Consider the following 11,611-nt stretch of genomic DNA (forward strand, 5'->3'; position numbering starts at 1 on the left):
CAGTGCGGCCCGAAGGGCGAGCGTAGCGAGTAACGGCGATGGAGTGAGGGAACCCCGGCGAAGCCGGGGCCGGATGATGGGGCAAGCCCTTTTGGTTCCTTTTCTGGCGACTGAGAAAAGGGACTCGCCCGGGTGGGCGAAACCAGAAGCACCAACAAAACTCGGCAATCAGCTGGGCTCAATTCTTCTAGCAACACTTAACGCAGATAGAGCCAATCCATTTCCGTAGGTCGGGTGAAACCCGACGCCCATGCACGCGCCACACGCGGGTTTCACTCGCCCTACCCATGCCGCCCATTGCTGCCCCGTTGCGGGTCCGCTGTTGCGCCTCCAGCAGCCCCCGTGCAAGGGCCGCAACACCGCCCCAAAACAAGCCATAACCCATTGATTCAACTGGATTTTAAATAAACGAAAAACCACGCAACCCCTGGCACAACCGTTGCTCTGGAGGAACGGAGAAAGAGGCGCAGGAAGGGAAAACCCATAAGCGCCCGGGAAACGAGAAACGCCAATACGTCCTTCCTGAACAGGGGTAAACCAGATGTACCGTCCTTCCCTTCTGGCCAGCGCCATCGCCCTGGCCACCAGCAGCCTTGCACTTCCCGGCCTCGCCGCAGAATCCGCCACAAAACCCACCGCCAACGGCGAACGCCTGGACACAGTGGTGGTGGTCGGCACCCGCCGCAGCGACCTCACCGCACTGGAAAGCGCCGCACCGGTGGATGTGCTCAGCGGCGAACAATTGCAGGAGACCGGCGCCCAGGACCTTTCCGGCGCCCTCACCGCGCTGTCGCCGTCCTTCAGCTTCCCGCAGGCGCCCCAGGGTGCCTTCTCCGGCTCCATCGCCCAGGGCGCCTCGCTGCGCGGGCTGGCCTCCGACCAGGTGCTGGTGCTGGTCAATGGCAAGCGTCGCCACACCAGCGCCAACGTTACCCGCCAGGGCCTGGTCAACGGCCGTGGCGCGGCGGCAGTGGACCTCAGCCTGATCCCCCTGGCGGCCATCCAGCGCGTGGAAATCCTCCGCGACGGCGCCGCCGCCCAGTACGGCTCGGACGCCATCGCCGGGGTGATCAACATCGTGCTCAAGGAGAAGGACGACGGCGGCAACATCGGTTACCGCTTCGGCGGCTACGACAAGGGCGACGGCCTGCAGCGCAAGCTCAGTGGCTGGAAGGGCTTCGCCCTGCCCAACGACGGCTTCGTCACCCTCGCCTTCGACGCCGGCAGCCAGGACCCGGCCAGCGACACCAACCCGGACAACCGCCTGTTCTACCCCGGCTCCACCAGCATCAATACGCCCCTGGAGCAGAACAACCCCAACCGCACCTGGCGCTGGGGCTCGGGCAACGTCTCCGACCAGTACAACTTCACCCTCAACAGCGAGATCGGCCTGGGCCAGGGCCTGACCGCCTACGGCTTCGCCAGCTACGCCCACAAGAACACCGACGCGGAAAGCTTCTTCGATCCGCCCACCGCCCTGCGCAACAACTACGGCAGCGTGGCCCTGGCGCGCTTCCCCGATGGGCGCATCCCCATCACCCGCTACACCCTGGAGGACTACGCGGCGACCGGCGGCCTGCGCTACGAGGACGAGGTCCTGGGCAAATTCGACCTGGCCCTCAACCACGGCGACAACTCGGTGAAATCCACCGACCGCAACGCCATCAACCCCAGTTGGGGCGCCAGCAGCCCGGAGAAGATCTACACCGGCGAGCGCGAGGCCGACCAGACCAACCTGACCCTGGACTGGACCCGCGACTTCCCCACCGACCTGCTGTACAAGCCGCTGACCCTTTCCGCCGGCCTCGCCTGGCGCAAGGAGAACTACGAGCTCAGCGCGGGCGAGGCGGCCGGCTGGCAGAACGGCGCGCTGTTCAACACCCTCGACCCGGTCACCGGCCGGCGCATCCCCGGCTACTACTCGGGCATCACCAACGTCGACGCCGTGTCCCTGGAACGCAAGGTCTGGGGCGCCTACCTCGACGTCGAAGGCCAGGTCACCGAGCAGTTCCAGGCCGGCATCGCCGCGCGCACCGAGCACTACTCGGACTTCGGCGACACCACCAACGGCAAGCTCTCGCTGCGCTACGACTTCACCCCCCAGGTCGCCGCCCGCGCCACCGCCAGCACCGGCTACCGCGCACCGTCCCTGGTGCAGAGCGGCCTGTCGTCGTTCAGCGTGCAGGTGGTCGAGCAGCCCTCGGGCAGTGGCAACTGGGTGGAGGTGCAGCAACGCACCCTGCGCGCCGACAGCGCCGAGGCCCGGCTGCTGGGCGGCAAGGCGCTGAAGCCGGAGGAGTCCACCAACTACTCCCTGGGCCTGGTCTGGCGGCCGCTGGACAACGCCTCCTTCACCGTCGACGCCTACCGCATCGACATCGAGAACCGCATCACCCTGTCCGACCAGCTGCCCGCCACCGTGGTCGGGCCGATCTTCGCCGGCACGCCCTACGCCAACATCCAGAGCGCGGCCTTCTACACCAACGTCGCCGACACCCGCACCCGCGGCATCGAGTTCACCGGCAACTACCAGTGGGACCTGGAACAGGCTGGGCGCCTCAACCTCAGCGCCGGCTACAGCCGCAACCGCACCGAGATCACCAAGCTGCGCGACGTCGGCAGCATCCGCGGCTCGCAGATCGTCGGGCGCAACACCCAGGGCCTGATCGAGGAAGGCACCCCGGACGACAAGCTCACCCTCAGCGCCAACTGGCTCTACGAGGGCTGGGGCCTGACCCTGGCGCAGCGCCGCTACGGCGAATGGAAGTCGCTCAACGCCAGCAACCCGGCCCTGGACCAGACCTTCAGCGCGCAATGGGTGACCGACCTCGACCTCAGCTACAGCTTCCAGCAGGGGCTCAAGGTCTCGGTGGGCGCGATCAACCTCTTCGACAGCCACCCCGACAAGCTCGAAGGCGCGCAGCTCTACGGCGTCTCCAAGTACAGCATCACCTCCCCCGAAGGCGCCCAAGGAGCGTTCTACTACACCAGCGTCAGCTACGACTTCTGACCCAACGCAAGGGCCCCACGCGGGGCCCTTCCTTTAGAGGCGAACTCATTCGCCCCCCCCAACCACCCACCCCGCAAGGAGCACCCGTAGGATGGCGTAGAGCGCAGCGAAACCCATGCTGCCGACGTCGCCCCGAACGCCGCACGGAGGAGGTAAAAAGCGACCTCCACCCTACACAGCCCCCTGCTCCATCCCTGTAGGAGCGAATTCATTCGCGATGGCCACGTGCAAGGGCATCGGGTTTCACCCGGCCTACGCCGCCATTCATTCGCGATGCCCGCAACCCCGCAAAGTGTTTCCACAGCAACACCCGATCAGCAGAAGTGTTGCCCACCTGGCAGGTTTTCCTGCGGCCAACCCGCCCAACTGCCCTGTTTCCGCACACTTCGGCTCTTGGTACGGCCCTTGCTCTGTCCCTCTGTACATAGCGCAACATCACAAGGGACAACCCCATGAGCAACGCCATCAACGTGGTCGCCGTCTCCGGCGGCACCTTCCGCCCCTCGCGCACCCTGGTGCTGACCCAGGCCCTGGTGGCCGAGCTGGGCAAGCACCTGCCGGTCAACGTGCGCATCATCGAACTCGGCGATATCGCCCGCCCCGTCGGCGGCGCGCTGTCGCGCAAGGAGCTGCCGGAAACCGTCGAGCACGAGCTGCGCGCCATCGAGACCGCCGACCTGCTGGTGGTGGCAGCGCCTGTCTACCGGGGCTCCTACCCGGGCCAGTTCAAGCACCTGTTCGACCTGATCGACATGAACGCCCTGATCGACACCCCGGTGCTGCTCGCCGCCACCGGTGGCAGCGAGCGCCACGCGCTGGTCATCGACCACCAGCTGCGCCCGCTGTTCAGCTTCTTCCAGGCCCTCACCCTGCCCATCGGCGTCTACGCCTCCGAGGCCGACTTCGTCGATTACCAGGTCACCAGCGAGCCGCTGAAGGCCCGTATCACCCTGGCCGCCGACCGTGCCGCCAGCCTCTTCGGCAGCCGCGCCGACGCCCTCAAGAAGATCGCCTGAAGGACAGCCCCATGAACGTGTTCTGGTTCCTCCCCACCCACGGCGACGGCCACTTCCTCGGTACCAGCCAGGGCGCACGCCCGGTGTCGCTGCCCTACCTCAAGCAGGTGGCCCAGGCCGCCGACAGCCTCGGCTACTACGGCGTGCTGATCCCCACCGGCCGCTCCTGCGAGGACTCCTGGGTGGTCGCCTCGGCCCTGGCGCCGCTGACCGAGCGCCTGCGCTACCTGGTGGCGATCCGCCCCGGGATCATCTCGCCCACCGTCTCCGCACGCATGGCCGCCACCCTCGACCGCCTCTCCGGCGGCCGCCTGCTGATCAACGTGGTGACCGGCGGCGACCCGGACGAAAACCGTGGCGACGGCATCCACCTCAGCCACGCCGAGCGCTATGAAGTGACCGACGAATTCCTGCGCATCTGGCGTCGCGTGCTGCAGGGCGAGTCGGTGGACTTCGAGGGCAAGCACCTGCAGGTGCAGAACGCCAAGGCGCTCTACCCGCCGATCCAGAAGCCCTACCCGCCGCTGTATTTCGGCGGCTCCTCCGACGCCGCCCACGACCTCGCCGGCGAGCAGGTGGACGTCTACCTGACCTGGGGCGAACCACCGGCCGCCGTGGCCGAGAAGATCGCCGACGTGCGCGAGCGCGCCGCCCGCAATGGCCGCACGGTGAAGTTCGGCATCCGCCTGCACGTGATCGTCCGCGAGACCGCCGACGAGGCCTGGCAAGCCGCCAGCAAGCTGATCGAGCACATCAGCGACGAGACCATCGAGGCGGCGCAGAATTCCTTCTCGCGCTTCGACTCCGAAGGCCAGCGGCGCATGGCCGCGCTGCACAACGGCCGCCGCGACAACCTGGAGATCGCCCCCAACCTCTGGGCCGGCGTCGGCCTGGTACGCGGCGGTGCCGGCACCGCGCTGGTGGGCGACCCGCAGCAGGTGGCCGAGCGCATCAAGGAGTACGCGGACCTGGGTATCGAAAGCTTCATCTTCTCCGGCTACCCGCACCTGGAAGAGGCCTACCGCTTCGCCGAGCTGGTGTTCCCGCTGCTGCCCGAGCCCTACGCCAGCCTCGCCGGCCGGGGCGTCACCAACCTCACCGGGCCCTTCGGCGAAATGATCGCCAACGACGTGCTGCCGACCAAGGTCGCCGCCCACTGAACCGCCCGCCCCTCCCCGTGCGGAGGGGCGCACCCGACAAGCCCCCATCAGAAGAGGACCCGAGCGTGAATGCCCCTCAGCATCTCGCCACCCCCACGCCGCTGCAGATCGCCCGCGAGCTGGCCGCCGGCTTCGCCGTCAGCGCCGCCGAACGCGACGCCCAGGGCGGCACCCCCAAGGCCGAGCGCGACGCCATCCGTCAGAGCGGCCTGCTGTCGCTGGTGATCCCCGGCGAATACGGCGGCCTCGGCGCCGACTGGCAGACCACCCTCGCCGTGGTCCGCGAGTTCGCCCGGGTCGACAGCTCCATCGCCCACGTCTTCGCCTTCCAGCACCTGATGCTGGCCACCGTGCGCCTGTTCTCCCGCCCCGAGCAGTGGCAGCCCTGGTTCGAACTCACCGCACGCAACCGCTGGTTCTGGGGCAATGCCCTCAACCCGCTGGACACCCGCACCACGGTGCGTCGCTTCAACGGCTACCGCGAATTCTCCGGCAAGAAGAGTTTCTGCTCCGGCGCCCTGGATTCGCAGATGCTGATCGCCTCCGGCCTCGACGAAGAAAGCGGCAAGCTGCTGATCGCCGCCATCCCCACCGCCCGCAGCGGCATCAGCCTGGCCGAAGACTGGGACAACATGGGCCAGCGCCAGACCGACAGCGGCAGCGCCACCTTCGAACGGGTGCGGGTGGAGGAGAACGAACTGCTGCTGGAGCCCGGCCCGCTGAGCACGCCCTTCGCCTGCCTGCGCCCGCTGATCGCCCAGCTGATCTTCAGCAACATCTTCCTCGGCATCGCCGAGGGCGCCTTCGAGGAAGCCCGCGCCTACACCCTGCGCGAAGCCCGCCCCTGGTTCCGCTCCGGTGTCGAAAGCGCCAGCGAAGACCCCTACGTGCTGGCCCGCTACGGCGACTTCTGGGTGGGCCTGGAAAGCGCCCGCGCGCTGATCCAGCGCGCCAACCAGCTGCTGGACGCCGCCTGGAACCAGGGCACCGCCCTGGGCGAGGCGCAGCGCGGCGAGCTGGCCCTGGCCATCGCCACCGCCAAGGTCGCCACCACCCGCAACGGCCTGGAACTGTGCAACCGCATGTTCGAGGTCACCGGCGCCCGCTCCACCCACGCCGCCCTGCGCCTGGACCGCTACTGGCGCAACCTGCGCACCCAGACCCTGCACGACCCGGTGGACTACAAGGTCCGCGAGCTGGGCGACTGGGCCCTGAACCAGAACCTGCCACAGCCGACCTTCTACTCATGAAAGCACCCCGTCCGAACGGCTCCGGCCTGCTCACCCTGCCCCCCTCCCCGGCCCTGGCCACCTCGGTGCGTGCCACCGCCCAGGTGTTCGAGGACCCGAAATCCCAGGCCCTGCTCGAACACCTGCAGCAGGTGGCGCCAAGCGAGGCCAGCGTGCTGGTGATCGGCGAGACCGGCACCGGCAAGGAGCTGGTGGCCCGCCACATCCACAACCTCAGCGCGCGCCGCGACGGCCCCTTCGTGGCGGTCAACTGCGGGGCTTTTTCCGAATCGCTGGTGGAGGCCGAGCTGTTCGGCCACGAGAAAGGCGCCTTCACCGGCGCCCTGGCGGCCAAGGCCGGCTGGTTCGAAGCGGCCAACGGCGGCACGCTGTTCCTCGACGAGATCGGCGACCTGCCCATGCCCATCCAGGTCAAGCTGCTGCGGGTGCTGCAGGAGCGCGAGGTGGTGCGCCTGGGCTCGCGCAGCAGCATCCCCATCGACGTGCGCGTGCTCGCCGCCACCAACGTGCAACTAGAAAAGGCGATCAACGCCGGGCACTTCCGCGAAGACCTCTACTACCGCCTCAACGTCGTCAGCCTGGAACTCTCGCCGCTGCGCGAGCGCCCCGGCGACATCCTGCCGCTGACCCGGCACTTCATCGGCGAATACAGCCGCCGCCTGGGCTACGGCCAGAGCGAGCTCAGCCCCGAGGCCGCACAGAAGCTGCGCACCTACTCCTGGCCCGGCAACATCCGCGAGCTGGAGAACGTCATCCACCACACCCTGCTGATCTGCCGCGACGGCGTGATCCAGGCCGACGACCTGCACCTTTCCAACCTGCGCATCGAACGCCCGGAAGAACCCCGCGGCCACGACGGCTCGGCCGAGGCGCAGATGCTCCACGCCTTCCAGCGCCTGTTCGAGGAACAGGGCGGCGACCTGCACCAGAAGGTCGAAGACGCCCTGCTGCGCGCCGCCTACCGCCACTGCCACTGCAACCAGGTGCACACCGCCAACCTGCTCGGCCTCAGCCGCAACGTCACCCGCAGCCGCCTGATCGCCATCGGCGAACTGGTGGTCAACCGCCGCGGCAACGACGCCCGAATCGATGGCGAGCGGGTGGTGCAGCTCACCGTCTAGCCACCCGGCAACGCCCGGCTCATGCAGCCGGTGCGTTGCCATGTTTCGGGATGCTCCCATCGCGAATGAATTCGCTCCCACAGGGTGGCGGCGCTGCGCACCGCTGGGCGAATGAATTCGCCCCTACACAAACACCCGAGCGTGCTGTCGTGGGAGCGGATTCATCCGCGATTGTGGGTGGACCGAAGCGGGTGGTCACAAGGAGCGACCTGTAGGGGCGACTTCAGTCGCCAAGCAGCCCGAAGGGCTGCCAAGCCCGGCCCCCTCCTCAAATCACATGCGCCAGATGCAGCTCGGTCAGTGCCTCGGCCTTGAGCCGTGCCAGCTCCGGGTCACGCCGGTCGCGGGGGCGCGGCAGGGGCACGGCGAGTTCCTGGCGCACGTTGCCCGGGCGGGCGCCCATCACCAGCACGCGGTCGCCCAGGTAGAGCGCCTCGTCGATGTCGTGGGTCACCAGCAGCAGGGCGATGGCATGGCGCTCCGCCAGTTGCAGCAGCAGGTCCTGCAGCTTCATGCGGGTGAAGGCGTCCACCGCGCTGAAGGGCTCGTCCAGCAGCAGCACGCGGGGCCGCGAATAGAGGCCACGGGCGATGGCCACGCGTTGCGCCATGCCGCCGGAAAGCTGCTTGGGCAAGGCGTCGGCAAAGCCCTCCAGGCCGACTTCGCGGATCAGCCGCGCCACGCGCTCGCGGTCATAGCCACGGTCGTCGGCGAAGCCGATGTTCTGCGCCACCGTCAGCCAGGGCATCAGCCTCGGCTCCTGGAACACGAAGGCCACCTCGCCCTCGCCGCGCAGGGTGCGCCCGACGTAGTCGCGCTCCAGCCCGGCGACGATGCGCAGCAGGGTGCTCTTGCCGCAGCCACTGGGGCCGAGCAGGCTGACCACCTCCCGCGCCTGCAGCTTCAACTGCACGTTCTGCAGCACGGTGTGGCCGGCGAACTGCTTGCGCTCGACCTGGATATCCAGCAATGCGTCACTCATGTTCAACCCTCCCCGCCCTGGCCGGCGAAGGCGTCACGCCAGGCCAGCAGCCGTGTTTCCAGCGCCGCCAGCAGGCCGTCGCTGAGTTTGCCCAGCAACGCCAGGACGATGATCGAGGCCAGCACCAGGTCGGGTCGCGAGGTTTCGCGGCCGTCGGTGAGCAGGTAGCCCAGGCCCTTGGTGGCGGCGATCAGCTCGGCGGCGACGAGGAACATCCAGGCCAGGCTGAGGCCGCTGCGCAGGCCGGTGAACAGCCCCGGCAAGGCCGCCGGCAGGAGGATGCGCCAGGCCAGGCGCGCCGGGCCGAAGCCGTACATCTGCCCCACCTCCACCAGCTTGCGGTCGATGTTGCGGATCGCCGCCACGCCGTTGAGGTAGACCGGGAAGAAGGCGCCGATGGCGATCAGCACCACCTTGGAGGTTTCGTCGATGCCCAGCCAGAGCAGCAGCAAGGGCACCCAGGCCAGGCTGGGGATGGCGCGCAGGGCAGCGAAGGTGGGTTCGAGATAGGCCTCGGCCTCGCGGCTCAGGCCAACCCAGGCGGCAACGCCCAGGGCCAGCACCGCGCCGATGGCGAAGCCCGCCGCCACCCGCGCCAGGCTGACGCCTATGTGGCTCCACAGGGAGCCGGTGGCGAGGTCGCGCAGGGTGAGGAAGATCTCGCTGGGCGCGGGCATCTGGTAGGACGGCACCCAGCCGATGCGCACCAGCACCTCCAGCAGGGTGAGGGCCAGCAGCGGGATCGCCAGGCCCTTGAGGCGCCGCCGCAAGGCAACGCCGGAGAAGGTCGGTTTCCAGGGGCCGACGGCGAGCGCCGGCAGGGTCTTGCTCTTGCTCATGTCTCTGCTCCCGGCGCCGGGGTGGTCCCGCAGGCGCCAATGCCGGGGCGGCTTGCGCACACCCCGGCGGACGTGCGGATCACTGCCTGGCGATGGCCTGGGCGCTGAAGGCCGGGTCGATCAGCTGGTCCACCACCTGCTCGACCTGCACGCCACGGCGCACCAGTTCCTCGGTGACCAGGATGGGCGCAGCGGCCTTGAGTGCGGCGATGTGCTCCGGGCCCGGCTGAGCGTTGGAGAAGTCGGTGCGCGACAGTTGCAGGCGCGCCACCTCCAGCGGCAGGCCGGATTCCTTGGCCAGCAGCTGGGCCAGCTCCTCGGGGTTCTCCCGGGCCCACTTGCGGGCTTTCTCGTAGGCGCCGAGCACGGTGGCGATGGCCTGCGGGTGCTCCTTGGCGAAGCGCTCGGTGACGCTGAGCACGCCGTAGCTGTTGAAGGCGACGTTGCGGTAGAGGATGCGCGAGCCGGCCTGCACCTGGCTGGCGGCCAGGTGCGGGTCGAGGCCGGCCCAGGCGTCGACGTCGCCCTTCTCCAGGGCCACGCGGCCATCCGGGTGCTGCAGGTGCACCAGCTCGACGTCGTCCTTGCTCAGGCCGGCCTGCTCCAGGCTGCGCAGGGCGAACAGGTAGGGGTCGGTGCCCTTGGTGGCGGCGATCTTCTTGCCCTTGAGGTCGGCGACGCTCTGGATGGGCGAGTCCTTGCGCACGGCGAGCGCGGTCCATTCCGGGCGGCTGGCGATGTACACCGTCTTGATCGGGCTGCCGTTGGCGCGGCTCAGCACGGCGGCAAGGCCGGCGGTGGAGGCGAAGTCGATGCTGCCGCCGTTGAGGTATTCCAGCGAGCGGTTGCTGCCCTGGCTGAGCACCCAGCTGACCTGGGTGCCGGCGCCCACCTCCTGTTCCAGCCAGCCGAAGTGCTTGAGCACCAGGCTGGTGGGCGAGTAGTAGGCGTAGTCGAGGCGCAGCTCCTTTGGCAGGGCTTCGGCCTGGGCGGCGGAGGGGCCGAAGGCGAGGGCCGCCGAGGCGCCGAGCAGGCCGAACAAGCGGGCCAGTTTGCCGGGCTTGCGGGCCCGCGAGGTGAAGGTGTGCATGGTGTCGCTCCTTGCCGCTGGATGGGTGGGCTCGGCGCGCCGTGCTTATTCTTTCGAGTAAGGTCCGACTACGCTTTCGCTTTCTGCAAGGAATATTGCAGCACTCGTGCCAGCAGGCCCGGTGCCCGTCCCACGGGGCTTGGCGACGTGCCCCGCAGCGCCCCACTGTCGCTGCAGCGACAGCCTGCTGATCACCTGTTCGCCCAGCAACAGTTGCCCCTTTCGCTTATGCACCCTGGTTATCAAGGCATCGCTATTCATTCCTTTGTAGCAGGGATAAGCGCGTGTTTAGCTGACCCGGCAGCAACAGCGGCCCTTGCCGACGAAAAAATCACGCCCAGGCGACGATTGCCCGTTCCTCCGCAGGCCCCGCAACTGGTACAACGAAGGCGCGGCCCCAGCAGCGTCGCGCACCACCGAGAGATACGCGTCATCCATGTCAGTCCAGCACGATATTCACCCGCCCTACCCGCCCCAGCTGGATCAGCCGGTGCGGTTGACCCCCGGTGAATTGCTGGCCTCCCTCGAAGCGACGATGAAGGCCCACCGTGGCGGGCCGGTCTGGCTGTTCGCCTACGGCTCGCTGATCTGGCGCCCCGAGTGCCCCACGGTGGAAACCCGCCGCGCGCGCATCCACGGTTACCACCGCGGGCTTTACCTCTGGTCGCAGATCCACCGCGGCACCCCGGAATCCCCCGGCCTGGTGCTGGGCCTCGATCGCGGCGGTTCCTGCGCCGGCTTCGCCTATCGCCTGCCCGACGAGCAGTTGCACGAACACCTCTTCGCCCTCTGGCAACGGGAAATGCCCGATGGCGGCTACGAGCCGCGCTGGCTCAACTGCCACCTGGCGGACGGCCAGCGCGTGCAGGCCCTGGGCTTCGTCCTGCGGCGCAACCTCCCCTGCTACGCCGGCGCCCTGCCGGACCACGTGCTCACCCAGGTCTTCGCCGGGGCTTGCGGGCACTACGGCACCACCCGGGATTACGTGGAAAAGACCGTCAACAGCCTGCGCGCCCATGCGATGCCGGATCGCAAGCTGGAAGCGGCGTTGATGAGGTGCTGCAAGCAGGGGAATTTGAGTCTGGGGTGATCACCGTAGGATGGGGCGGGCGGCGTTCCGCGAGCTCCGCGAAACCCATCAAT

Annotated in this window: 9 protein-coding genes; 6 read left to right on the forward strand and 3 right to left on the reverse strand. The window is 68.4% G+C overall.

Features of this window, described 5'->3' with window-relative positions:
- The first annotated feature begins 541 nt into the window (after window positions 1-541).
- From OEJ36_RS23200 to OEJ36_RS23220, 5 genes are all read left to right on the forward strand, one after another.
- The gene (locus OEJ36_RS23200) at window positions 542-3,010 is read left to right on the forward strand and encodes a TonB-dependent receptor plug domain-containing protein (RefSeq protein WP_263403537.1); all 2,469 of its coding nucleotides are present in this window, start codon (window positions 542-544) and stop codon (window positions 3,008-3,010) included.
- 452 nt (window positions 3,011-3,462) lie between these two features.
- Window positions 3,463-4,026, forward strand: coding sequence for an FMN reductase (msuE, locus tag OEJ36_RS23205; protein WP_263403538.1), 564 nt, complete (start codon window positions 3,463-3,465; stop codon window positions 4,024-4,026).
- Between the two features lie 11 nt (window positions 4,027-4,037).
- Entirely contained in the window at window positions 4,038-5,186 is a 1,149-nt protein-coding gene (ssuD, locus tag OEJ36_RS23210) for an FMNH2-dependent alkanesulfonate monooxygenase (RefSeq protein ID WP_263403539.1), read from the forward strand.
- Window positions 5,187-5,251: 65 nt separating this feature from the next.
- Window positions 5,252-6,436, forward strand: coding sequence for an acyl-CoA dehydrogenase family protein (locus OEJ36_RS23215; protein WP_263403540.1), 1,185 nt, complete (start codon window positions 5,252-5,254; stop codon window positions 6,434-6,436).
- Window positions 6,433-7,557, forward strand: a complete 1,125-nt coding sequence (locus OEJ36_RS23220; protein WP_043245788.1) for a sigma-54 interaction domain-containing protein — start codon at window positions 6,433-6,435, stop codon at window positions 7,555-7,557. The genes OEJ36_RS23215 and OEJ36_RS23220 overlap by 4 nt, the downstream gene beginning before the upstream one ends.
- Before the next feature lie 268 nt (window positions 7,558-7,825).
- Here the strand turns inward: OEJ36_RS23220 and OEJ36_RS23225 are convergent, their stop codons facing one another.
- From OEJ36_RS23225 to OEJ36_RS23235, 3 genes are all read right to left on the reverse strand, one after another.
- The gene (locus tag OEJ36_RS23225; protein ID WP_263403541.1) at window positions 7,826-8,539 is read right to left on the reverse strand and encodes an ABC transporter ATP-binding protein; all 714 of its coding nucleotides are present in this window, start codon (window positions 8,537-8,539) and stop codon (window positions 7,826-7,828) included.
- A gap of 2 nt (window positions 8,540-8,541) precedes the next feature.
- A complete protein-coding gene (locus OEJ36_RS23230; RefSeq protein WP_263403542.1) occupies window positions 8,542-9,378 on the reverse strand; it encodes an ABC transporter permease in 837 nt (278 codons plus the stop codon).
- Window positions 9,379-9,457: 79 nt separating this feature from the next.
- Window positions 9,458-10,468, reverse strand: coding sequence for an aliphatic sulfonate ABC transporter substrate-binding protein (locus tag OEJ36_RS23235; RefSeq protein WP_263403543.1), 1,011 nt, complete (start codon window positions 10,466-10,468; stop codon window positions 9,458-9,460).
- Between the two features lie 436 nt (window positions 10,469-10,904).
- Between OEJ36_RS23235 and OEJ36_RS23240 the strand changes: the two genes are divergently transcribed.
- On the forward strand, window positions 10,905-11,558 hold the full coding sequence (locus OEJ36_RS23240; RefSeq protein WP_263403544.1) for a gamma-glutamylcyclotransferase: 654 nt from the start codon (window positions 10,905-10,907) through the stop codon (window positions 11,556-11,558).
- Window positions 11,559-11,611 lie beyond the last annotated feature (53 nt).

It is taken from the genome of Pseudomonas sp. PDM13, assembly GCF_025685765.1.
In the GTDB taxonomy this organism is placed as follows: Bacteria; Pseudomonadota; Gammaproteobacteria; order Pseudomonadales; family Pseudomonadaceae; genus Metapseudomonas; species Metapseudomonas solani.